General features: G+C 35.5%; 19 protein-coding genes. 14 read left to right on the plus strand and 5 right to left on the minus strand.

The features are described 5' to 3' along the window. Positions 1-81: 81 nt before the first annotated feature. Entirely contained in the window at positions 82-726 is a 645-nt protein-coding gene (locus PWU04_RS00755) for a fasciclin domain-containing protein (protein WP_274473892.1), read from the plus strand. An 84-nt stretch (positions 727-810) separates the two neighbouring features. On the opposite strand, the gene PWU04_RS00760 is transcribed toward PWU04_RS00755, so the two are convergent. The 3 genes from PWU04_RS00760 to PWU04_RS00770 are packed head-to-tail and all read right to left on the minus strand — an operon-like array spanning position 811 to position 4,521. Then, positions 811-1,950 carry a porin family protein gene (locus PWU04_RS00760; RefSeq protein ID WP_274473893.1) on the minus strand — a complete coding sequence of 380 codons (1,140 nt, stop codon included), beginning with the start codon at positions 1,948-1,950 and terminating at the stop codon, positions 811-813. A gap of 28 nt (positions 1,951-1,978) precedes the next feature. Further along, on the minus strand, positions 1,979-2,935 hold the full coding sequence (locus tag PWU04_RS00765; protein WP_274473894.1) for a sugar-transfer associated ATP-grasp domain-containing protein: 957 nt from the start codon (positions 2,933-2,935) through the stop codon (positions 1,979-1,981). Further along, positions 2,935-4,521, minus strand: coding sequence for a 7TM domain-containing protein (locus tag PWU04_RS00770; protein ID WP_274473895.1), 1,587 nt, complete (start codon positions 4,519-4,521; stop codon positions 2,935-2,937). The genes PWU04_RS00765 and PWU04_RS00770 overlap by 1 nt, the downstream gene beginning before the upstream one ends. A gap of 951 nt (positions 4,522-5,472) precedes the next feature. Here PWU04_RS00770 and PWU04_RS00775 point away from each other — a divergent pair. From PWU04_RS00775 to PWU04_RS00805, 7 genes are all read left to right on the plus strand, one after another. Beyond that, a complete protein-coding gene (locus PWU04_RS00775) occupies positions 5,473-5,772 on the plus strand; it encodes a DUF1905 domain-containing protein (protein WP_274473896.1) in 300 nt (99 codons plus the stop codon). A 23-nt stretch (positions 5,773-5,795) separates the two neighbouring features. After that, positions 5,796-6,023 (plus strand): HTH domain-containing protein, encoded by a 228-nt coding sequence (locus tag PWU04_RS00780; RefSeq protein ID WP_274474257.1) that lies wholly within the window; start codon positions 5,796-5,798, stop codon positions 6,021-6,023. A gap of 246 nt (positions 6,024-6,269) precedes the next feature. Then, positions 6,270-7,142, plus strand: a complete 873-nt coding sequence (locus PWU04_RS00785) for a helix-turn-helix domain-containing protein (protein ID WP_274473897.1) — start codon at positions 6,270-6,272, stop codon at positions 7,140-7,142. Between the two features lie 143 nt (positions 7,143-7,285). After that, entirely contained in the window at positions 7,286-7,843 is a 558-nt protein-coding gene (locus PWU04_RS00790; RefSeq protein WP_274473898.1) for an OsmC family protein, read from the plus strand. A gap of 202 nt (positions 7,844-8,045) precedes the next feature. Next, entirely contained in the window at positions 8,046-9,302 is a 1,257-nt protein-coding gene (locus tag PWU04_RS00795) for a DUF2254 domain-containing protein (RefSeq protein WP_274473899.1), read from the plus strand. Between the two features lie 637 nt (positions 9,303-9,939). Continuing rightward, positions 9,940-10,875 (plus strand): amidohydrolase family protein, encoded by a 936-nt coding sequence (locus PWU04_RS00800; protein ID WP_274473900.1) that lies wholly within the window; start codon positions 9,940-9,942, stop codon positions 10,873-10,875. A gap of 83 nt (positions 10,876-10,958) precedes the next feature. Beyond that, on the plus strand, positions 10,959-11,927 hold the full coding sequence (locus PWU04_RS00805; protein ID WP_274473901.1) for a zinc-binding alcohol dehydrogenase family protein: 969 nt from the start codon (positions 10,959-10,961) through the stop codon (positions 11,925-11,927). 112 nt (positions 11,928-12,039) lie between these two features. Here PWU04_RS00805 and PWU04_RS00810 read toward each other — a convergent pair whose 3' ends face one another. Both PWU04_RS00810 and PWU04_RS00815 read right to left on the minus strand, forming a co-directional pair. Beyond that, positions 12,040-13,098 carry a PCMD domain-containing protein gene (locus PWU04_RS00810; protein WP_274473902.1) on the minus strand — a complete coding sequence of 353 codons (1,059 nt, stop codon included), beginning with the start codon at positions 13,096-13,098 and terminating at the stop codon, positions 12,040-12,042. A 30-nt stretch (positions 13,099-13,128) separates the two neighbouring features. Beyond that, the gene (locus tag PWU04_RS00815; RefSeq protein ID WP_274473903.1) at positions 13,129-13,908 is read right to left on the minus strand and encodes a hypothetical protein; all 780 of its coding nucleotides are present in this window, start codon (positions 13,906-13,908) and stop codon (positions 13,129-13,131) included. Positions 13,909-14,191: 283 nt separating this feature from the next. Between PWU04_RS00815 and PWU04_RS00820 the strand changes: the two genes are divergently transcribed. The 6 genes from PWU04_RS00820 to PWU04_RS00845 all read left to right on the plus strand — a co-directional run bounded on the left by PWU04_RS00820 (position 14,192) and on the right by PWU04_RS00845 (position 24,162). Next, a complete protein-coding gene (locus PWU04_RS00820) occupies positions 14,192-15,835 on the plus strand; it encodes a tetratricopeptide repeat protein (RefSeq protein WP_274473904.1) in 1,644 nt (547 codons plus the stop codon). 121 nt (positions 15,836-15,956) lie between these two features. Beyond that, positions 15,957-18,275, plus strand: a complete 2,319-nt coding sequence (locus PWU04_RS00825) for a T9SS type A sorting domain-containing protein (protein ID WP_274473905.1) — start codon at positions 15,957-15,959, stop codon at positions 18,273-18,275. A gap of 433 nt (positions 18,276-18,708) precedes the next feature. Continuing rightward, positions 18,709-19,431, plus strand: coding sequence for a hypothetical protein (locus tag PWU04_RS00830; RefSeq protein ID WP_274473906.1), 723 nt, complete (start codon positions 18,709-18,711; stop codon positions 19,429-19,431). 397 nt (positions 19,432-19,828) lie between these two features. Beyond that, a complete protein-coding gene (locus PWU04_RS00835) occupies positions 19,829-21,394 on the plus strand; it encodes a M20 family peptidase (protein ID WP_274473907.1) in 1,566 nt (521 codons plus the stop codon). 28 nt (positions 21,395-21,422) lie between these two features. Next, positions 21,423-22,766, plus strand: coding sequence for a metal-dependent hydrolase family protein (locus PWU04_RS00840; protein ID WP_274473908.1), 1,344 nt, complete (start codon positions 21,423-21,425; stop codon positions 22,764-22,766). A 61-nt stretch (positions 22,767-22,827) separates the two neighbouring features. Continuing rightward, positions 22,828-24,162: a metal-dependent hydrolase family protein gene (locus tag PWU04_RS00845; RefSeq protein ID WP_274473909.1), complete on the plus strand. Its 1,335-nt coding sequence runs from the start codon at positions 22,828-22,830 to the stop codon at positions 24,160-24,162. Positions 24,163-24,167 lie beyond the last annotated feature (5 nt).

Here is a 24,167-nt window from a genome sequence, read left to right on the forward strand (position 1 = left end):
TCTATAATATCACACAACTATTTAATAAACAGCTATTTAGATTTAGATTTGTAATAACAACATAACTAATAAAATAGAATTATGAAAACAAATTCACTAAGCCTAATCTCAAAAATCACCTTCACACTTTTTGCTTTCATCGCCTTATCCTGTTCTAATGACTCTGAAATAGATTCTTCGGATAACGCTAACGAGCAGAGTATTTATCAAATGCTTGAATCTAGTAATGCACCAGCCACTACCGAAAGAAATGGAGCCCCTAAAAAAGGGGATGAATCTATAGCAGAAATAGCTATTGCTGCTAATTTTACACAACTTGTATCGGCTCTAGCTTATGTAGATGCAGAACTTGACGCTGGATTGGTTGACCTATTCTTAAATGGTACTGATCAATATACGGTATTTGCTCCAACGGATGATGCCTTTTATGCGCTTTATGATGGAATAGAGGGAGTTGAAGATATTACAGATTTACCTGCAGATTTAGTTTTAAACGTATTGTTATATCATGTTACCAATGGCCGTAGAGCATCAAACAGTGTTGTTCCTCAAAATGGAGTAAAAACAATCCAAACTTTGTTGGGAGAATCTTTCCAAGTTGATACCGATCCGAAAATTATAGCAATAGGCAATATGGCTAATTTTGTAAGTCCTGACCTTATCAATATAAGTGCCTCAAACGGAATAATACATGTAATAGACACTGTATTATTACCCTTTAATTAATTAGTTAACTTATTGTGCAAACTAAAAAGCGATGGAAACATCGCTTTTTTTATTACCTCAACCTTTTGCATAATTATCAATACCTTATAGCTCGTATATAACTCCTAATCCTGCAAATTGATATGTAAACCCTCTAAATGATCTTGCCGATAAATCTGTATAATTAGTGTTTCTGACTCTTTGATAGGCTTCTGCAGAAACAGTAAAGTGTTTTGAAAGGCTATATTGAATATCGAAACTCAAATTCAAGTATTTATACTTAGTCATTTCTCCTATTTGCCCCTCGTTATCTCGAGCCGAAATAGCTGTATACTTTCTATTTAGCAGCTCTGCTCCTAAACCAATATCCAAACGTTTATTTTCATAATCCAACCCTAAAGACACGCCATATTGCTCATATCCAGAACGATTAGCACCTAAGTCTGTTCGGATTAAATAGGCAAAATCCGTATCAAATTCAAGCCTCTTAGTTAAATTTGTTTTATAAAATAATTCACCCTTCCAATAATTCCAATCTCTTGTTCCATAGGGTTCTTCATCAAAGGCATCATAGGTCTCATACAGCCTTTTTTTCAAATAAGTAGACAGTCCTAACTCGTGTTTTGTCTTCAGTAACTCAAATTCCTGTTCTATGTTAAAATCGACCCCAAACTCATTATACTTCAAGTCTTTCACACCGTATTTATCATAGTTTTTATGATTAAAAAAAGCCGCTACCTCCATTTGGATATCTCTTCCTATATCCAGATCTAATCCAGCACTTCCTCCCAAAAGCGAATACCCTAAAGGATTAATAAGAACATCTTGATCTCCATCCAACCCTTCTCTTGCCATGCGGCGAAAATAAATATCAGTGTCTAGCTTTAACGTTTTCGTTATTCGATAATCATAACGTCCTTTAATTTTTAAGCTCCAATAGCTATCGTCAGCATTTTCGTTAAAATATCGAAACTCGGGAGACGCTGATAGCCAAATTTTGTTCCCATTCCATTTTCTTTTATAATCATAATTAAGATCTATATTCTCAAAAGGGCTACTAGCCACAAGATCATCTTCAGTTAACAAAATGTCATTAAAAATAACCTTGGAAGGGCTTTTAAAGTAATTGTATTCATAGCCAGTAAGAGCAGTTACTTCTAATTCATTATCAATATTTTTTTCTTTTTGAGCAAAAACATGAATGGAAAATAATAATACTACAGTTAGTAAGGAAGTAGTTTTCATTTTTAGAATTATTCTTTTTTGAGGTATATTAATAAATACTTTCTTGTATTGGAATGTCAATTTCTGTGTTGGTTTTTTCGGCTAATGATTTCTCAGACCTATCAATCTCTTTAACATCATCATGTTCGCATAAAAGTTTGTTCAACCCAATTCGGTTAACCATCTGTATAGCTAACCCTGGACGGGCATTTACTTCCATTATGAGAGGTCCTTTTTCTCGGTCTATCACTAAATCAACTCCTAAGTAATTTAAAGGTATGGCCTGAGCTGTCATTATAGAAAGCTCCAAAATCTCATTCCAAAACGGAACTTGAATATCTGTTAAAGGATTTGAGTTATCTGGATGAAAATTGCTGTAACTTTTACCGTTATATACTTCCTTTAACCGTCCGTTAACCATATCTATACCTATACCAACACCTCCCTGATGTAGGTTAGCCAACCCCTTAGACCTTGATGTTGGCATTCTTAACATGGCCATTATTGGTCTACACTTATAAGTTATTACCCTAAAATCAGGAACACCATTGGGGTAAATCAAATTGAAAAAGCTATGGGGAGCAACACATTCTTCAATTAAACATTTATCACTCTCCCCTTTAGAATACATGCCTGAAATAACACAAGAGATGTGCTGCAAAACCTCTCTCTCTTCTATTAATTTATCGCCTTTCAACCATAAGGAATTCTTATTCTTGTGGATAATCATAATTCCACCTCCTCCAGAACCCTTTGCCGGTTTTATTGCCATTGAAGAATACTGCTTACATAAATCCCATTTTTGCTTAATCTCAAAGCTTCGCTCAATGACACTAAAGGTTATTGGACATGGCACCAGATGCTTTTCCAATGTACTCTTCATTAACACTTTATCATCTGCAAACTTGTAATCATTGGCATCATTTTCAGGATAAACAAACCTAATATTACGGTTATTTATACCTAATATTTCTTTTTTCTTTTGAATTAGAGACTTTAAAAACATTAGGCCTGAGTTTGGTGGTTTAACAATTTTCTAAATCGTATTACTTCCGTCCACCTAAAACCAATGTACCGACCCAGTAAAAGAGATAGAGCAATGATAATAACGAGTAATTCTGGAAAAACAATTATCAATTTATAAATCTCATCATATTGCAGTATGAAATAGCACAGAGTAACTGCTAAAAGTGTTTGTGTCAAAATATTTAAGGCATGCATAAAGCCCTCCTCTACTACGGCTGATGAAAATCGCTCTGCAGAAATGGTTAATATAATTACTGGAAATATGGAAAGACTTTTAAGCCAAGGAAGATTTGCCAAGTGGCCAAAATAGGATCCTATTATGATAACAAAGATCATGAAACATAATAGAACGACTAATTTTGGAGTATTCAATATTCTAGCATTATTCAGGGGGTGTGAAAGTAGCCCCACTAAAACAATTAAAAACACAAACGATAAAAGACCATTTGCAAAGCCCACTTCCATAATTGAAATAGCAATAAGGACAGGTAAAAAAACACCAAACGTTTTAATACCCACAACATTCCGTAAGAAAGCTATAACCAAACCTCCTAGAGGTATCAAAATAAGAATCCTAAGAATATTAATTCCTATTACATTTTTTTCTATTAACCCCAGAAATGAAAAGTAATCGTGATTTATAAATTCTCTTTCATTTGTTTTAAAATATGGAAGACTTACCTTTTCATTTATTTCAAAAGCATAATCAAACTTGATTCCAGCTGTATGGGTTATCAAAAACTCATCTCCAACATATAGCTCTAAATAGTTTGCAGGCAAATATGCAAAATGGTTATTTAAAGGATCGAATGGAATCCATTGTTCGTTGATAAACACTTCTACCCAAGCGTGAGATGTTCTCTTATTTGTTTCTTCAAGAATAATACCTCCTTTAATTCTAGAAGGATACCCTAAATTTCTTGCTAGGGCCACCATCAATCTACTTTTTCCATTACAGGACGCCTTGTTTTGCTTTATAGTAGTAATGGCGTCCGTTAAGGAAACGATTGGAGCCGAAGGAATTTGGTAAACATAATCAAATATAGACTCTAATATTTCAAGGTCACTTTGCTTTCCTTGTTTTAATCGAGTCGCAATAGAAGCTATTCTACTATCATTAGCCTGTATAAATTCTGATGGCATCAGATACTCGGGTTCAACTCCACTGGTTGAAACCTTAAATTGATCTGGTAAATTAAAAGTCATTGACTTTCCTTCATAATCAAACGAATATGAGAAATCTGCGAAGTAATTGGGAGCTTCAATTCCCCACACACCTACTGAGTTTTGATTTTCTTTGAGCTTAGAAAACTTAAGTGTATCGTTTGATACATTTTTCCTAACACTTATCTTTTGATGTTTGTTCGATACCGGTATAAATGAATTTACTTGTGTCGTTCCACTTTCGGAAGATTTCAGAAAAAACCGAAAATCAACTTGATACGTTTTCTCGGCAGGAAAACCAGTAAAATCACTTTCAAGGTAGTAAATTTTATATGAAAGAGATAGTCCCGTAGCAATGATCAGTAGCCACACTATTAATAAATAACTAGATTTGATTTTCATGATCTGTTTTTGGGGTCTATAAATGATATACGGGGGTTGTATTTTTTTAGATTCTTTTTCATAACAAAAAGCTACAAAACCCTATTATATAACAGTTAAGTCGATATAACTCCCAGCCTAAAAGCAAAATTATTTTAAATCCACTCTTAACGTTTTACTATTCAACAAATTACACGCACATGTTTTTTATTCAAATTACAGCCAGCGGTAAGTATAAACACTTTGAGTTCTGTCTTGCTTTAAAAATTATCATCTAAAACTTCATAACTAATCTGGGACTATGCTGCCAAACTACAAAACTACTTATAAAACAGATGAACACTTACCTTCCATCTGTCCCTTCTTGATCACTACAGCTTTGTCTATTTTGCTATCTTAGATGCGGCAGAACCAACAAATTGGTATATATAATATTTTCTATGATTAAGAATCAAATATTATACGATTTTAACTTGCAACTGTCATAGATATCATTGCTTCGGACGTTTCCTTCGGAAAGTCCTTGCGGCTGAACTGTGGGTTTCGACAAAATCCTATTTTACGCTTAAGCAACGAAACCATACACAATCCGTTGTAAATAATTAAAAGACATGAAGTTCCTCATTTTATATTGTATGATATTTGCCCATTGTTCAAGTGCATTTTCTCAATCCAATTCAACTAAACTGAATTCAAGAACCTCTTTTAGCTTAATAAATGGATTTGGAGATTGTTACTTCGAACACAAAGTCTATCGAAACGACGAAAGTTTAAAAAAAGTAGTTCTACATAATTGGAATGGACTTACAATGATTATTAGGTACAATAAAAAAGGGAAGCCGACGAGAACGAGATTTAAAAAAGGACCTGTAATGAGTCAAGCTCCACCTTGTCATAGGGAAAATGATTAAGGAAACCGAGAACGTTATGCAAATTAAAAAAAACAAGGACTGAATCAAAATAGACAAGAAATTGCAAGCAAAAATTAAATACAATTTTTCTGGAAAAATGTGGAAACACGATGCAAGCGGAGGATGGTTTTTTGTCTCTTTACCAAAAGAAATTTCTAAAGAAATTCGAGAACATTTAAAATGGCAAGAAGAAGGTTGGGGACGAATGAAAGCCTCTGCAAATGTTAATGGACTTGAATGGGATACTGCAATTTGGTTCGATAAAAAACTTGATACTTATCTACTTCCCATAAAAGCTGACATTAGAAGAAAAGCAAGTCTGAATTCAGATGATAAAATTTCTGTAAGTATTATAATATAAATAGCCTTACAAGAATAACAGTAATACTTATACAACTTCAATCCAATAAGGTTGTAACAGCTAAAGAGCTAGTTAAACGCAATGAAATTAGCCTTATAACAGTATATAGAGACATTAAGACACTGCAAGACGCAGGAGTCCCAATCGGTTCAGGGAGCGGTGTTGGTAACTCACGGACTTGGGAAATAAATGGCCTTGGAAGATGTCTTTTTTATTTTAAAAACACAACTTTGTCTATCTTGCAATCTTAGATGCGACAGAACCTCAAAAAACGATGAATTAATCTCTTTATTAATTGAATTTGATCTAAAACGAAATAAAATGTCTTTTGGATCCTGGGGAGGCAGCACTTTCGAAACTCATAATTTGAATCTATAAGCCCTACACGTCTTAAAAATTCACCTTTGTTTTTTTTACTAAATTAGATGAGACAGAACCAACAGTGGATAATTCAAGGATAATTTATTAACTGCCTTTGATGGCTTTTTGTTAAAAATATGCTAGACCTTTACGGATATCTCAAGACGGCTACCAATTACAAAAAACTTCAAATCCATGATTTGCTCTTTATTGAATATAAATGTTTAGTAAATGAAGTAAAAGCAGGTATTTGGTCAAAGTCTAATTACTTTGTTTTTGTGACCTCTGGTAAAAAAATGTGGCGAAGTATTTATAATGATTACATCGTTGAAGCCGGAGATTCCTTGTTTGTTAAAAAGGGAGCTAACTTGGTGCACCAGTATTTCGATGAAGATTATTGTGCGCTTATGGTATTCATACCAGACGAATTTATTAAGAAATTCATTCAAAGGTTTACCGCTATTGTGGCAAACAGTACTTCAAATGAAGAAAACCATACAGATGCCGTCATCAGGATTCAACTTGATGCGTATCTCGAAGGATATATCAATTCACTTGCTGCTTTTTTGGACTCCCCCTCCTATCCAGACAAAAACCTTTTGCAGCTTAAATTTGAAGAATTGCTGCTTAATATCTTCACAAACCCCATTCATAAAACATTAGCCGAGTACCTCCAATCAATAACCAAAGAACAAAGCACCCAGCTGCAGCAGGTTATGGAAGAAAACTTTGCCTATTGTCTAAATCTGGAACAGTATGCCAACCTTTGCCATATGAGTTTAAGTTCATTTAAAAGAAACTTCCAGGGTATATACAAAACGTCTCCAGGTAAATGGCTTTCCAATAAGCGCCTTGATTTGGCATCTCACCTCCTAACTACCACCGATAAAGCTGTAAATAGTATTGGATTTGAATGTGGATTTGAAGAACCTTCAAGTTTTATAAGAGCTTTTAAACAGCGTTTTTCATTAACACCGTTACAATATAGGGACACTCCTATACAACAATAACCTCCATTTAATTAAGCCAGTGGCCCATTTTTATCGCTTTGGCCTGAATTGTCAATTTTATGGACTTTTCTGCCTATCCCTCAAGGGCTTTACATACATACTTTTGTATTCTAATCAAGTATTAATCAATAAAGAATAAAAGTATGGAAACTCTAACAAAAACAGTAAACGGATTTAATCAAAAAGATATCGCTGTAATGGTAACAGCTCTTCAAACTAAACCTGAAATAGGCGATTTTCAACTGCGTGCTACCAACGAATGGGTAGGCGGAGCACACAACAGAAGTTATATTCAAGGTTTTTACGGAGCCTGTCAAGAAGACACTAGCAGAACCGAACCATTTATTTACGATAATGACGAACCACCAGTACTTCTCGGAAACAATAAAGGGGCAAATCCAGGTGAGGTAATACTTCACGGTTTATTAGGATGTATGACTACGGCCATGGTATTATTGGCAGCCGCAAGAGGTATTGAAATTGAAGGTGTATCTTCAAAAATTGAAGGCGACATAGACATCAAAGGTTTTCTTGGATTGAATTCTACAGGCCCTAAAGGATTTAAGCAAATCAGGGTGACTTTTGACATCAAAGGGTCAGATGAAGCACAAAAACTGGAATTAATAACTTTGGCTAAGCAATCGCCAATCTTCAATTCGCTTATCAACCCAATGGATGTTCAAGTAGGGTTGCAAAATTAACTAAATATAGTTCAAGCGTTCTGTCGCATTTTTAGAAATAAATTCTAAAAAATAATAGTTAGCTTGGCTTTATACTGCCAAATACAAATGACTCAGATGCGACAGAACCACTTTGTTTATTTTGCTAACTTAGATGCGACAGAACCCTTAGTTGTGACAGAACCACTATATTTCAGTATAACAAAAACCTAATTTAAAGGCTATGAAAAAAAGTCTCTTTATTTATTTTCACAAATTACGTGAGCAATTATGGTTTAGACCTTTACTGTTCTGTTTAATCTCAATTAGTGGGGCACTATTTGCACAACAAGCAGATGGAACAAAATTAGACAAAATAGTTCCTTCTATAAAAAAAGAATCGATTGAGGGCTTGTTGGACACGATATCTGCTAGCATGTTAGTCATCTCAATATTTGCTGTAGGATCCATGTTATCGGCACTCTCTTCGGCAAGTAGAACGGCTACTCCAAGATCCTTCCACATTGTGGTAACAGATGATATGTCGCAAAATGCGTTATCAGTTTTCATAGGATCATTCATATTTAGTATCGTCGCCACTTTAGCCCTAGACAATGGTTTTTATGGTAAGTCCGGAATATTTATTCTTTTTTTGTTTACCCTATCACTTTTTGTCTTAATAATACTTACTTTCTTACAATGGGTCAATAGAATTTCGAGATTAGGGCGATTAGAACATACCATATCTCAAGTAGAATCTGTTACAGCTAAATCCCTAGCTAATTATATTAAACAACCATTCCTAAATGCGCTTCCTATAACGACCCCATTGTCAGATGCTCAAATAGTATTTAGTAACACTGTTGGCTATGTCCAACATGTGGATATCGCAGCTCTACAAACATTGGCTAAAGAGAACGGCTTAAAAATTCAACTTAATTGCCTACCCGGTGATTTTATTCATGAAAATTTTGCGATTATATCCTTTACTAATATAGAGGGTCCAGAATTAGATACAATAAAAAAAAAGATGAATGATGCCATTCATATTGGCAATACACGGTGGTTTGACGAAGATCCTCGATTTGGGTTTATTGCATTAACAGAAATTGCCAGTAAGGCCCTTTCTCCAGGAATTAATGACCCCGGAACCGCTATTCAAATTATAGGCAGCCATGAACGATTGTTTTTTTTATGGAATCAATTCAATCAAAATAACAATGAAAATAGTATTATTTATGATTGTATAACAGTCCCTAAAATTTCAATGATAGATTTTTTTGATGATGCTTTTCGGCCTATTTCAAGAGATGGTGCTAACAATATAGAAGTAATGTTAAGATTACAAAAAGTATTTAAATCAATAGAAACCATAAACCATGAAAATATAAAAACATTGGCAACTCAATATTCAAGGGAAGCCTACAATAGAGCTGAACAGTCCATGAAATTTAAACCTGACTTGGATAAATTGAGAAAGGAATGTTTATTCTATCATTAAGTAAACCTAGGTACAACACTATATAACCGCAATTATGGCGGATTTGACTACGTCCGTACCCACTCAGAATTGCTAACAACGGCGCTAAAGCGAAAAACAAACTAAACCAAACAGATAACTTACGGTTATACGATCCGTGGTTCTGTCGCATTTATAGAATTATGATCTAAAATTTCAAAGCTAGACTGACCTTTTGCTGCCAAACTAAAAAACGACTTATAAACAGACAAATAACAGCTGTCCATCTGTCTCTTTTTAATAAAAACAACTTTGTTTATTTTACTAACTTAGGTGCGAAAGCCCACATTCAACCTATTATAAATAGGTAGCTACATAATCACGACTTGGTAAATGAATGGCCTTGGAACACATCTTTTTTATTTTAAAAATACAACTTAGATTATTTCCTTCTTAGAGCCTTAGAACCAACAAATTGGTACATAGAATATTTTCTATGATTAAGAATCAAAGATTATACGATTTTAACTTGCAATTGTCATAGATATCATTGCTTCCGATTTTACTCACGGATAAATTCTCGCAATATTGCTATCTTGGTTTCTTAATCCGAAAATCCTAGCGGATTTTCACGCAACGAAAACATATACGAACCGTTAGCATCAAAACAAATAAAATTATGAAGTATTTAATTATTATTTTATTTGCTATTAATATTAAATGCCCAGCACAAGAATCTCAATTGCCCATAATAGATATTCACCTACATGCATATGAAAGAATACCCCCCAACCTGAAAGCTTCGTGGGCTGGTGAATCTTATGCACAAGTACTTAGTTCACCAGAAAACAATCTCATTCATCTTCAAATGGTCCTTGATGAGATTAAGAAAAACAATATCAAACTTGCTCTTACAAGCAGCACTTCTATAAAAGCACTTAAAACTTGGAAAGAATCCCAACCAAAATTGTTTCTCATTGGTATTCAAACAAATGATGATGGTAAACCGATTTTAAGTCCAGATTCTCTTAAAATATATTTCAATGATAATCAAGTCAATGCTCTCGGGGAATTAGGACTTCAATATGCGGGTCTTGCCCCGGATGACCAAATGATGGAGCCTTACTACCAGGTTGCAGAAGAAAATGGTATTCCAATATGTTTGCATACAGGGTTAGGACCACCAGGTGGGCCCCACACTTTTGCCCCTAAATTTAGAACAACCCTTGGCAAACCAACACTCTTTGAGCCAGTATTAGTCAGACATCCTAAAATGAAAGCTTTCATAGCACATGCAGGCTGGCCTTACATTTCAGAAACGATAGCAATGATGTACATCTATCCTGAATTGTACACAGACATTGGAGTTTTGAATTGGGCACTTCCAAAAGAAGCATTTTACGCCGCACTTAAACAATTGATGGATGCTGGATTTGGAAAACGGATCATGTTTGGAACAGATCAGATGTTATGGCCTGAGGCTATTTCGATTGCCATTAAAACTGTAAAAGAAGCACCGTTCTTATCCGAAGATGAAAAAAGGGATATATTCTATAACAATGCCGCTCGTTTTTTAGAGCTTTCTGAAGAAACAATCACTAAACATCTCGAATGACAAGAAAACTAATTCAGATGCTAACAATAGATAATATCCATTAAACGACATTTTATCCAAACCGTTGTAGCGAATTAAAAAAAATGAAAGCAGCAATAACAACAAAAGCTGGAAACCCAGAGGTAATCAAAATTCAGGACGTTGACAAGCCAAAAGTTAAATCAGGATGGGTTTTAATTAAAGTAGAGGCATTCGGCTTAAATAGATCTGAGCTTTTCACAAGAAGAGGTGATTCTCCTGACGTTGTATTTCCGCGTATTCAAGGAATTGAATGTGTTGGAGTTATTGAAGAAGATGCTTCCGGCACTTATTCAAAAGGACAACAGGTAGCAGCTATCATGGGTGGAATGGGAAGGATTTTTGATGGCAGCTACGCAGAATACACCTGTGTTCCATTGGAGATCGTATTTCCTTTTAAAAGTAACTTGTCTTGGGAAACCCTTGGAGCAATTCCTGAAATGTTTCAAACTGTTTCTGGCTCATTGAATCAAGCTTTGGAAATAGCGGAGGATGAAACTTTACTCATCAGAGGGGGGACCTCTTCAATCGGAATGTTGGCTTGCCAGCTTGCAAAAGCTAAAGGGTTAATCGTTATTTCTACCACTAGAAACCCTGACAAAAAACAAGCACTGCTAGATAACGGTGCCGACTATGTGGTTATCGATGAAGGAAGGGTCAAAGAACAGGTCAGAAAAATTCGAACTGATGGAGTTAACAAGGTGCTTGAACTAATTGGAACAAAAACTTTGAAGGATTCACTTCAATGTATTGCACCCAAAGGAATGGTATGCATGACAGGTATATTAGGAAATGAATGGACTATGAAAGAGTTCACACCAATGGGTGACATTCCATCATTAGGCAGGTTGACAGTCTACATGGGAGAATCAGAAAACCTTTCCAAAGAGTTACTTCAGGAATTTATTGATGATATTGAAAATGGAAACCTCAATTTGAATATTGACAAAGTATTCCCATTGGATAAAGTAGCAAATGCACATCAATACATGGAAGACAATAAAGCAAAAGGGAAAATTATTATTAAAACATAACTCACTGGCTCTATAGCGTTTGTAGAATTATAATCTAAAAATTCATAGATAGACTAACCTTATGCTGCCAAACTACAGAATGACTTATAAACATATAAACACAGCTTTTATATTATTCATAAACCATTTCAATATCATCAATAATAAGAGTACTGCCTATTGCTCCTGAAAAAATAGCACCATCAAAACTTGAAGAAGCGACAAAAGTAATGTGAGTTGGCAAACCGAATTGCGCTAGCTCATCACTTACAAAATCCTGATTAACAGGAAACATATAATCTGGAAAACTATCATCTAATTCGCCATAGTTAAACTCAACTTCCTTAGAAGTTAAATCTTCCTGAGTTAAATCGCTTCTAAACCAAGCAGTTGCCAGACGCTGAATTTCTCCTGATTGTCTTATTTCTAAAAGCGCATAAATATCGCAAGCATCCTCATAAGCTAATAATTCACCATCTTTATTTTTGTTTTCAGGACCAGGAACATAACTATATTTGAACCTCAATTTTATTGGTCTTCCTGCAAAGGGAGTTCCAAAATCGATGGCGGCTTCAGGGTCGTCAATCTCAATATTATCAGAATTAAAATAGCCAGTAAACAAAGAACCTGCTGCAATAGGGATACCAAACGCTCCTGCCAAGGCTCCGGTGTCCAATGTAATCATTTTTGCTGCTAAATTACTATCTCCCAAATCTTCTGGAACTGTAGCCAGGAGACTAAGCAATTGAGTACCGGGGTTTCCCGTACCCCAAATGGTTGAGGAAGCATCTTCACCAGGCTCATAATAGTTGTTAGCCGTCATATACCAAGAGTTCAAATCCCAATTGTTTAATTGAGGGGTTTCCGAAGCCACAAATGCCCTAATGGTCCAATTGTATACGGTACCGTCTTCGGCAGTAATTTGAATTGTATCTTCGTTTTCAAGATTCAGCAAATCCCCTTGTGATTTGTTAGTACTCGCAAAAGAAGAAATCTCCAAGGTTTCAATTGTAATCGCTGTTAGATCTACCCCACCTGGTATTTCAACCGTTACCAAAAGACTATCCGGTGTAATAGTGGCGATGCCCGATTGATTACTTAAAACAATTTCCTTAATATTTCCATAGGGAGATTCTCCAAAATAGTCCTCTTTTACACACCCTACAATTAATAGTCCTATTAGGAGCAACATAGATATAATATTTATCCTTTGCATGTTATATTATTTTTTTGATTTTCCTGCTCCAAAATAATAGGCCAACCCCAATTGGAGCGACAATATATCTATTTGAAAGTCTACGTTGTTCCTGGTGCTTTTGGATACTTCATCGTCATTAGTCGTCTTTTCTGTAGAATTTAATTCATACCCCAAAACATCTAAGCCTATTTCTAATGCAAAATTTTCCATTGCAAAAAAAGTGACTCCAGGAGTTAACCCTACCTTAAATTTATAACTAGTTTCATAGATTTTAGTAATTTCATCTGTATCCTTTATTTCCCTAGTAAGTGAATTACTCTTACCAAAGGTAAAACCAACCTCTGTAAAAAAACTTAAACGTTCATTTGCAGTCAAAGGAACATTGGATCGAACAAATGGTGAAAACGCAAAGCCCCTATCAATAGATTGTGAGTTTAGTGTATCCGTATCCTTCAAAACCAATCCAGAAAACTTTTCTTGATTGTAATTCAACTTAATTCCGACCATTGCATAATTACCTATAAAATAACCACCACTTAAATTTAGGTCGTAACTCGTTCGATCTCCATCGAGCACCGTATTCACCAGTAGACTGGTATTTTCAAGTTTTCTGTCTTCAAGAGACATGGCGAATCCAACATAAACATTTCCCTTCTTGAAAGGGTGAAAATTATCACTGTAGTAACTGGATAACAATTCATAAGGGGTATAAGAACTATTTATTTCGTTTTGATTGGTTTGGGAATTTGACGCTTTTGAAAACAGAATAAATAGTAAAATGAGAATTGGTGGATTGATTTTCATATTATCAAACAAATATTAAGGAGCATTAAGATATGAATTTATTGACAAAAAACGACAATTCAAGAAATGCAAAACACTGATATACTAACTATTACACATCATACTACCATAAAAAAACACTTTAAACTCTAGCTATTGATACTAATAACATTAGCTTAATCAATAATCATAAACTACAATTCCAACTAACAAAAAAATACTGCAAGTAAATTCGTAATTTTAAAGTCAGCTATAACCCTTGGGTTATTGTACTTTTGCAGGCATTAACTTAAATTAACACAACTTGAAACTTAAATTAATAGTCTTAACATTTTTGATAGGGTTGAATACTTCCTCCCTATTGAGTCAGGAATCTGCTCACGATTTAATATTAAAAGGAGTGGATGCCATGATGGAAGGAGAATATGTTAACTCACTGGAATTATTAACCAAAGCCCGTAATATTGCAGATGAAGAAGGGGACTATAAAAACCTATTTGTAGCCATTAACAACATTGGGTTAAACTATCATAAACTACTGGATACCAACGAAGCACTTAAATATTATTTAGAGTCGTATACCATTGCCATTAAAGAACTCGATCCTTCTTATGAGATGACCTCTATAAATAATATCGCTATACTTTACTCTCAACAAAAAAACTTTGATAAGGCCATAGAATATTTCCTAAAAGCTTACGAACTAGCTGATGAAGAAAAAGACAGCCTAAAGAAAGGTATCTACGCAATCAATTTAGCACAGGTCTACAGTGAAAAAAAAGAGTATCAAGAAGCAAGCTCATATATTTCTAAAGCCTTAAAACTGCTTGAAAACGAACCCGATTATTTGTTAGACGCAATAGCTGTAGATGTTCTTGTTAAAAAAGATTTGGGCCATACAACTGAAGCAGAGAGCGCGATAAAAGAATTATTACCGAAACTTAATGAAAATAGATATTCTGAATCAAGAGTAGCACTCATGTTAGCTCTTGCAGATATTGAAGTGAAACGAGGCAACCCTAAAATAGCATTACAACTGTGTAACAAAGCTTTAAACCAAAAGCCTATTAATTTTGAAACTCGTTACGAAATATTCAATCAAATTAGCGCTATCAGCCGTAAAACTGAAAACTACCCACAGGCATTGGTAGCCATGGATAGTATGATGTATTTAAAGCAAGCTATATACGATTTAAATAATGGACAACAATACCAAGCTAACAGAGTAAAATTCGAAGTCTTGAATTATGAAAACCAACTGACGAAAGAACGTCAACGTATTAAATCTCAAAAAAGACTAATACTAGTTTTGGCAATAGGAGCCATTTTCATCATTTCATTATTAATTTGGGCTCTACGATTAAACCGAATACGCAGTAATCAGCGTAAAGATTTATTACAAAGACAAGAAAAAATATTAAGTCTTGAGCTAGACAACGAAAAAGCTAATAATCTTTTGCTTGAAAAACAATTGAAAGAGAAGGAAACAAAATTGCTCCTTGAAAAAGAAAAGTATAAAAATGAGATAGAAACCAAAAACAGAAAACTTTCGGCCAAAGCCTTATACCTAATTGACAAAAACAACTTAATTGAATCCATAATAAGTGATTTGGAACAATCAAAAACAATTAAACCTACTAAAGAAATTACCGATTACATAAGACGACTGAAAGAATTACTTAAAAATGATGAGGAATGGGGAAATTTTATAGAGTATTTTGATAAAGTGAACCACGGCCTGTTGACTAAGCTTAAAACCAAACACAACAATCTTAATGCTAATGATATTAGGTTTATTTCATATCTCTATATGAATCTTTCAATGAAAGAAATAGGCTCTATTATGAATGTCACCCCCGAAGCCTGCCGTAAACGCAAAGAACGTATTTCCAAAAAAATTGAACTTTCCGAAAATGAGGATTTATATAATTATATCTCTAAAATATAAGTTAACTCACGTTTTTTAGGAAATATGTCACGTTTTGTCCGACTAAAAAAAGCCCATAATAAGTTGATTTAATGATCTTTGAGGAAATTTAATTTAGGACACAATGCAAAAAAAGTACAACATGAAAAAGATTAAATTATTTGTTTTAGGATTTTTGATTCTAGGGAGTGTGGTTTCTCACTCGCAAGTTTCGTTTTTGGGATCAGATGAATATGGAAGAATATTCGATTTAGTTTACGATCAAAACATACAAAATCGTGTTTATGCTGCCAGTATGAGCAACCACATTTTGGTTTCCAACGATAATGGCGTTACATGGAATGTTCTTCACTCGTTTCCATCTGGAATTGTTAAAGAATTAAGGATGGTTAATGGCACACATTTAAGTTTTTTCTTGAGAAACACTGATAATATTGAAGATGAAACGATTCATATTTATGAATTAGCAACACAAAATGTAACTGCTATAAATAGGCCTGAGAATAATGATTCCAGCAATAGATGGGTAGCAGAATACAATATTTATGAAGCCAATACCGATATTATGCTATACAATGAAGGGTATCGTATTGGATTAGAGGTTTATGATCGTGTTCACTATACTACTGATGGCGGCCAAACTTGGACAATGGTTTACGATGAAATACAGAATAATTTAATAGCAATTAATAAAGTTTTAATAAACTATAGCAATCCAAATCAATTATTCTTAACCAGAAATAATGGTGCAAATGGAGTTAATGGTGGCTTTTTAGTAAGTGACGATGCTGGTAGTACCTGGACAGAACATTATGCCAACATCGTTTTTGTAGGTGTTGCAGTAGACCCTTTTAATGCCAACCATTGGATTATTGGATCGAATCCTGGCTGGGGTGACGATGAAGCTGTTTACCAAACCTTGGACGGGGGTTTAAATTGGACTCAACTTAGTATCCCTTTTGATACGTATTGGGATAAAGGTATTAACGAAATTATTTTCAATCCATCAAATCAAGATGAGATATTTATTCTGGCGACGAATGAAATTGCAATTAGTTATGATGGAGGTGTAACTTGGACCAATTACGTTTATGATAATTTCGACCCATCAAATTACTACTTTGGGTTATCAGCTACATTCAATCCTTTTAATAATGATGAAATGTTGTTTACCTCTAATTGGTACCCACAACGATCATTGGATGGTGGAGTAACTATGCAGCGCATGTACACACCTTATTCCTACATTAATTCTGTAGGAGTTTCTAAAAATGAAGGCACCGAAGACCCGTATTTATATTACAGTACGCAAGAAGGATTAATTTCTCAAAACCTTGTTAGTGGTTCAGAAACTACATATGGTGTGGTATCCCTTGATTATGTAAGTGGTTCTTCACCTGCAAGGTATATTGTAGATCAAAATCAATATGGCCGTCTATTTTCAGTTACAGAAGATTTTAATGGTAAGTACCTAAATATAAGTACAGATAATGGGCAATCCTTTCAACAGTTTTATACAGGCTTTTGGGATCCCGTATTGCACCTGCAACCAGACCCTGTTAACACTAACGAGGTATGGATGTCACTAGATGTGTTTTCTGGTAGTGGAACTAAAATTGTAGATGTAACAGGTACAGACCCTTGGAATCCAACCGTAATTGATATCATGGTACCTACAGAAGGTAGACATAGGTCAACTTGGGTTAACCCTTCTAATAATCAAGAAGTATTAATTGGATTGGGAGGTGAAATTTATTCAACGTTAGATAGAGGTACAACTTGGAGTAATTCTAGTACTGGATTAACTCTAGATCTTACTTCAGAATTTATTTTTGAAATAATCAACAATGCAAACAATACCAATGAGTTTGTATTGGCGACTTCTAACGGAGTTTGGAAATCAACCGATAATTATGCGACTTGGAGTCAAGTGTTAACAACAAATAATGTACAACGAGTAGCTTATGACCCAAATAACCCTGGGGTTTTAGTAGCCGCTGTTTATTCACATACAAATATTGATGCGGCAATTTATTTCTCTACTGATTTTGGAACCACATGGACAATGGTACCTGCAGAGGATTTACTAAATAGCTATTCATTTAGTATGGATTTTGATTTTCTTGATGATGGCACTGGATTTACCGCTTATTTAGCCACTCCAGATTTAGGTGTTATTGCTTACAATGTTATCTACGATACTTTGAGTATTGATGACCCAACTTTTGATTCATCTGGAATGACCATTTATCCTAATCCTGCAAAAGATGTTATAAATATCGCTTTCAAAAATGGAACTCAGCCAAATAGCATAGTTATCTACGATATAATGGGGAAACACGTAAAAAGCTTCAGTCAAGAAACCAGTATCGATATTTCAGGATTATCTGCCGGCATGTATTTGGTTAAGGTATCCAATGAAAATGGGGATAACTTAGTTCGTAGAATCATAAAAAAATAATACAGTTAGTCATACTTAGTTAACTACACAAACTAACCTTTACTTTTTGCGGAAGCTCGAAATTTTATGTTCGAGCTTCCGCTTTATTATTTTAATTCATCTTATTTCAAATTGCAATATTCCTTATCCCAAATTGGAAGCTATAAATTATGCCTCTGATTTTGTAGCCTTACCCTTTTTAGGACACTGCTAGATTCAATAAATTTTCACAACTAAACAAAACGCAAATGCATTGGGATAAAATTATAAGAAAATCAAATAAGCGAAATTTATAATTAGACCTAAAAGTGTAAAGGAATAAACATTATTTATGGTTATATTTACGTAACGTTTAAACATTCTATCCTCATTATAAATGCTTGGTTTATGCAAAAAAATAAAATTGGATAATTTCAAATATGCCATAGATCACTCTAAAACCTTAGTGACAACAATGGCCTTAATATTTTTTTGTCACTCTATTTTTAGTCAAGAAAAACCAACTGAAGAAAACGTTAGTATTCCAGAACCTTTAATGTTTGATCTAATTAGAGGTATGGGTCCCAAACAAGGAGAATTAGAAATTAATTCCTTAGCAGAATTCCCTTTGAATGATGCCTCTAACCGAGGTGTGGATTGGGCTCCGGAAATAGAATATGCACTCTTTGATAATTTTGCTGTTGAATTAGAATTTCCTCTTAATAATTTTGATCTGGAAGCCTATAAAATGGCTATTCAATGGACTATCGGGACTTCTAAAAACAATAAATACATTCACGGTATTCAAGTTCTTGGTGAAAAGTACACTCACGATGACATCCTTGAGCTCAATTTTCTTTACGTTCCTGCTTATAGATTCAATGAAACTTGGAGCACTATTGGTTTGTTTGGAATTATGTTTGAATCTGGTGTCGATACTCCAAAAAAGAACTATACAATTGTCCTTAACGCTTCTATTTTTGCCAATATTAATAACAATACAGTCGTTGGAATAGAATTAAACAATACAAACGCTACGTTTCAGGAAATAGATGATAACAATATGGTATTACTTGTTTTACCTCAACTTCATTACGAATTTAACTGTGGTTTTTCATTACAATTTGGAATCGGTCCAAGGTTCACCGAAAGTGAAACAAATGCTTCAGCTGTTTTAAGAGTAATCCAATCTTTTTAAAGATACCCTGACTGGTATTGGATTGCATTCCTGTTTTTTTTCTTTATTTAAATTAAGCATTACCCTTCCTTTAAATATTACACCTCTATCAAATATTTCACTTAACTATTCAATTTCATCCCACAAAAAAAAAACAAACACTTAAAAAACAGGTTTTTACACACAAAAAGAAGCAAAGCGTGAAACTTTTTCATTAACTTTATTAAGTGTTCCTATAAGAAATTACTTCTAAAAAACTAATATAAATCATATCGTCAACTAGGGTTCATTAGAATTCTTTTATTCCCAAAAAAATAAATTAACAGAATTTAACCTACAAAAGTCTATTTAATGTCAATATGAAAAAACTGTTCAAAATGTAATAATTCCACTTCTATTTTTTTTAAAACACAATGTCATGTCAAACAAAACAAAATCGCCTTTCATGCTTTTGATTGCTTTAATATTAATAAGTTGCAACCAACAAGCAGAACAACCCACTAAAGAAGAAAAACCTTCAGAAACTGTTAATCTAGACGACTTCACCTCAATGCAGATGACGGGTGTCGAGCAAATTACTGTTGATGTCGATTTGGATGGTGCCGTAAAACGCTTATCCAAAGCCATCACTTTCCCTACTATTTCCAATCAGGATAGAAACGACTTTGACACCAAAGCATTTTTGGATTATCACAAATTTTTGGAAGAATCCTATCCTTTGGTGCACAAGACCTTAAAAAAAGAGGTGCTTGGAGACCCTCGACCTTATAGTTTATTGTACACTTGGGAAGGTAAAGATCCAAGTTTACAGCCTGCATTGTTTTATGCACATGAAGACGTGGTGCCTGTGCCGGCAGATTCCAGAGATCAATGGGAAGTCGATCCTTTTGCCGGAACTGTAAAAGATGGGTACATCTGGGGTCGTGGTGTGTTGGATGATAAAAATCAAATCCATGCCATTTTAGAAGCAGCCGAAATGAAACTTAAAGAAGGTTGGCAACCCTCACGTACCATCTATTTTGTATTTGGCCAGGATGAAGAAGTGGGCGGTCCGGAAGGTGCAAAACATATTGCCGATGTATTGGAAGAGCGTGGTATCAAGCGTTTTGCTTACGTGATGGACGAATCCGCGCCATTAACACCTGGTATTTTTCCGGGAATTGAAGGGAATACAGCCCTTATAGGCATTGCACAAAAGGGCTTCATTAGTCTGGAATTGAAAATGGAAGGGGTTGGCGGACATTCGTCTCAGCCACCTACTGAATCTAATATTGGTATTTTGGCCGAAGCCATTACCAAATTGGAGGCAGCACAGTTTCCTTATCGCATACATCCTGCGGTGCGTTCCCAATACCGCTATATGGGACCAGAATTACCAGAAGAGCAACAGCCATTGTACGCTGCCGTTGCCTTTGGTAAAGACGATGAGATTACTCCGATGGAACAGAAATTTATCGATGTGATGTCGCAAAATCAGGTAACAAGGGCCATGTTGCATACCACCATTGCCGTATCCATGTTCAATGCAGGAGTCAAGGACAATGTGTTACCTCCGGCAGCTACGGCAGTTGTGAATTTCCGTCCTATGCCTGGTGATACGCCAGAAGTGATTATCCAACACGTAAAAGATGCCATCCAGGACGATCGGATTACGGTAAAGGATATTTCTGCTTCTACCCCTGCTACAAATATTGCAGAAGTAGGCAATCCCGCTTATAATATGCTGGAAAAAACCATTCGCCAAATCTGGGGAAATGACCTAATGGTCTCTCCTTTCTTTGTTATTGGCGGATCAGACTCCAAGCATTTTCAGGCACGTCCCTTTGCACCAGATGTATACACTATCACTGCTTTGCAATTGGAAAATACCCAAGAATTCGAAGGGTTTCATGGAGTCAATGAACGAATTCTTGTTGAGGAATACGGTAAATCCATAGGCTTTTTCTACACCATATTTGATAATCTGGATGATCTTAAAAAATAAATCTCATTGCTATTAATCATTATTTATTATGAATAACAACAAATTAAACTTAGTCTTATTAATGCTTTTCTTTAGCTTAATGACTTTTAGTCAACAAAAGCAAACATCATCCATACTTATTAAAAACGCCAATGTATTTGATGGCGTGAACGAAAAACTCATTGAAGGTACCGATATTCTGATTGAAGAAAATCTCGTAAAACAGATTGGCAATAGTCTTAAAGCACCAAAAGGTGCCGAAATAATTGATGCTGAAGGTAGAACAGTCATACCAGGACTAATTGATGTGCACTGGCATACTACCTATGCGTATACACCTGCGACGGTTTTAATGATGAATCAAGGCGATATGGTTGAGGTGGGCGTAAGAAGTATGACTGGTGCAAAAGAAACGCTGATGCGTGGTTTTACCACAGTGAGAGATCCGGGTGGCAACCCGTTTACAATCAAGAAACTCATCGATGCGGGAGAATATCCGGGACATCGAATCCTTCCGTCCGGTCCATTTATGAGCCAAACTTCAGGTCATGCAGATTTCCACAATGTATTTGCCGAGAATCCAAGAAATTCAACCTCGGAGTTGAGCTACTGGGAAAAGAACATGATGGCCATGATTTCGGATGGGGTACCTGACGTACGCAAGCGAACGAGAGAAATCCTGAAGTACGGTGCCACACAGATTAAGATTACGGCTGGTGGAGGCGTTTCGTCTCAATACGATCCACTTGACGTTAGTGAATATTCGTTGGATGAGATCAAAGCTGCCGTGGAAGAGGCCGAGAATTTCAACACATATGTTCTTGCCCACGTAATGACCGATCGAGGTATACGAAACGCTATTGAAGGCGGGGTCAAGTGCATCGAACATGGGTTCTTCGCTTCCGATGAAACTCTTAAGCTAATGAAAGAAAAAGATATTTGGTTGAGCCCGCAAGCCATGTTTGAAGAGGACATGCAATGGGCCAGCCCGGTTAGCGAAAGAAAATGGAAACAAGTCACGGATGCAGTAGATAACGTTTACAAAAAGGCAAGGGAAATTGGCGTAAATGTTGCATTCGGAACCGATCAATTAATGGACCCTTCAAAAGCCTGGCAACAAAGCCTTTATTTGGTAAGAATGGGTACTTGGTTTACGAATTATGAAGTAATGAAAATGGTCACCTCTGAAAATGCACGCCTCTTGGAATTAAGTGGCCCTCGTCATCCTTACCAGGAAGGCCCTTTGGGCAAAATTGTTGAAGGAGCCTATGCCGATATGATTATCGTGGATGGCAATCCCTTAAAAAATCTTGATTTAGTAGGAGATCCTGAGAAAAATTTTGTGGTAATCATGAAAGACGGAAAAGTGTACAAAAACACAATTAATAAATAATATCAAAAAGCTCTCTTATTAAGAGGTTATTTAACACTACTAATGAATAATTTTTAATACTATGAAAAAAATAGCTCGTTTACTGTTTATTGCTGTCACTATTGTGACTATGAGTTTAACTTCTTATAGTCAAGACATCAAAAAAAACACTCTAATCACCAATGCCAAAATCTTTGATGGCGTTAATGAAAAATTGATTGTTGGCGATATTCTTATCGAAAACAATTTAATCAAGACTATTGGGGCTTCTATAAAAGCGCCCAAAGGCGCCGATATAATAGACGCTCAAGGTAAAACTGTCATTCCTGGCCTCGTCGATGCCCACTGGCATACTACCTACGCCTACACTCCTGCAGCAGTATTGTTTCTGAACCAAGGGGATATGGCTGAGGTTGCCATTCGAAGTATGACAGGAGCCGAGAAAACCCTGCTACGTGGTTTTACAACGGTTAGAGATCCAGGTGGAAATCCCTTCGCCATCAAAAAATTGATTGATGCCGGAGAATATCCGGGCCACCGAATTCTTCCCTCTGGGCCATTCATGAGCCCAACCTCAGGTCATGCTGATTATTACGGAAGAAGCGAAGTGCCCAGAGATAAATCCTACACCAATTATTGGGAGCGAAATTGGATGGCAATGACCTCGGACGGAGTAGATGAAGTTAGGCTAAGAACTCGAGACATCTTAAAGATGGGTGCCACACAAATAAAGATCACAACCGGTGGTGGAGTAGCTTCAGAATTCGACCCCCTAGATGTAACCGAGTATTCTACTGATGAAATAAAAGCGGTGGTAGAAGAAGCTACCAATTATAACACTTATGTAACCTCACATGTATATACAGATGAGGGAGTACGAAAATCCATAGAAGCAGGTGTAATGTGTATTGAACATGGTTTTTTTGTAACCGAAGAAACCTTGAAGTTAATGAAGGAAAAAGGTGCCTGGCTTTCACTTCAACCGGTCTTTGTAGATGATATGACTTGGGACAATCCTTTAAGTCAAACCAAATTCGAAGGTATTGTAGAAGCTATTGACAAAGTATTTCCACTGGCTAAAAAAGTAGGTGTAAATATTGCGGTTGGTAAAGACCATCTTTTTGGTCCTGATACAGCCATTCAACAAAACGAATATGTGGTTCGCTTAGGGAAATGGTTTACTCCATATGAGGCCTTGAAAATATATACCTCTGAAAACGCACGATTACTGGAAATGAGTGGGCCACGTCACCCCTACCAAGAAGGTCCTTTAGGGGTTGTTAAAGAAGGAGCCTATGCCGATTTAATCATTGTGGATGGTAACCCTCTTGATAAGCTTGAATTAATCGGGGATCCGGAAAAGAACTTCGTTGTCATCATGAAGGATGGTAAAGTTTATAAAAACACTTTAAACTAAAATTA

Source organism: Mangrovimonas aestuarii, assembly GCF_028767185.1.
GTDB lineage: Bacteria > Bacteroidota > Bacteroidia > Flavobacteriales > Flavobacteriaceae > Mangrovimonas_B > Mangrovimonas_B aestuarii.

What these genes read in the sequence shown, in the direction of transcription:
- PWU04_RS00755 (WP_274473892.1), top strand. Translation starts at nt 82, where the DNA reads ATGAAAACAAATTCACTAAGCCTAATCTCAAAAATCACCTTCACACTT.
- PWU04_RS00760 (WP_274473893.1), bottom strand. Translation starts at nt 1,950, where the DNA reads ATGAAAACTACTTCCTTACTAACTGTAGTATTATTATTTTCCATTCAT.
- PWU04_RS00765 (WP_274473894.1), bottom strand. Translation starts at nt 2,935, where the DNA reads ATGTTTTTAAAGTCTCTAATTCAAAAGAAAAAAGAAATATTAGGTATA.
- PWU04_RS00770 (WP_274473895.1), bottom strand. Translation starts at nt 4,521, where the DNA reads ATGAAAATCAAATCTAGTTATTTATTAATAGTGTGGCTACTGATCATT.
- PWU04_RS00785 (WP_274473897.1), top strand. Translation starts at nt 6,270, where the DNA reads ATGCTAGACCTTTACGGATATCTCAAGACGGCTACCAATTACAAAAAA.
- PWU04_RS00790 (WP_274473898.1), top strand. Translation starts at nt 7,286, where the DNA reads ATGGAAACTCTAACAAAAACAGTAAACGGATTTAATCAAAAAGATATC.
- PWU04_RS00795 (WP_274473899.1), top strand. Translation starts at nt 8,046, where the DNA reads ATGAAAAAAAGTCTCTTTATTTATTTTCACAAATTACGTGAGCAATTA.
- PWU04_RS00800 (WP_274473900.1), top strand. Translation starts at nt 9,940, where the DNA reads ATGAAGTATTTAATTATTATTTTATTTGCTATTAATATTAAATGCCCA.
- PWU04_RS00805 (WP_274473901.1), top strand. Translation starts at nt 10,959, where the DNA reads ATGAAAGCAGCAATAACAACAAAAGCTGGAAACCCAGAGGTAATCAAA.
- PWU04_RS00810 (WP_274473902.1), bottom strand. Translation starts at nt 13,098, where the DNA reads ATGTTGCTCCTAATAGGACTATTAATTGTAGGGTGTGTAAAAGAGGAC.
- PWU04_RS00815 (WP_274473903.1), bottom strand. Translation starts at nt 13,908, where the DNA reads ATGAAAATCAATCCACCAATTCTCATTTTACTATTTATTCTGTTTTCA.
- PWU04_RS00825 (WP_274473905.1), top strand. Translation starts at nt 15,957, where the DNA reads ATGAAAAAGATTAAATTATTTGTTTTAGGATTTTTGATTCTAGGGAGT.
- PWU04_RS00830 (WP_274473906.1), top strand. Translation starts at nt 18,709, where the DNA reads ATGGCCTTAATATTTTTTTGTCACTCTATTTTTAGTCAAGAAAAACCA.
- PWU04_RS00835 (WP_274473907.1), top strand. Translation starts at nt 19,829, where the DNA reads ATGTCAAACAAAACAAAATCGCCTTTCATGCTTTTGATTGCTTTAATA.
- PWU04_RS00840 (WP_274473908.1), top strand. Translation starts at nt 21,423, where the DNA reads ATGAATAACAACAAATTAAACTTAGTCTTATTAATGCTTTTCTTTAGC.
- PWU04_RS00845 (WP_274473909.1), top strand. Translation starts at nt 22,828, where the DNA reads ATGAAAAAAATAGCTCGTTTACTGTTTATTGCTGTCACTATTGTGACT.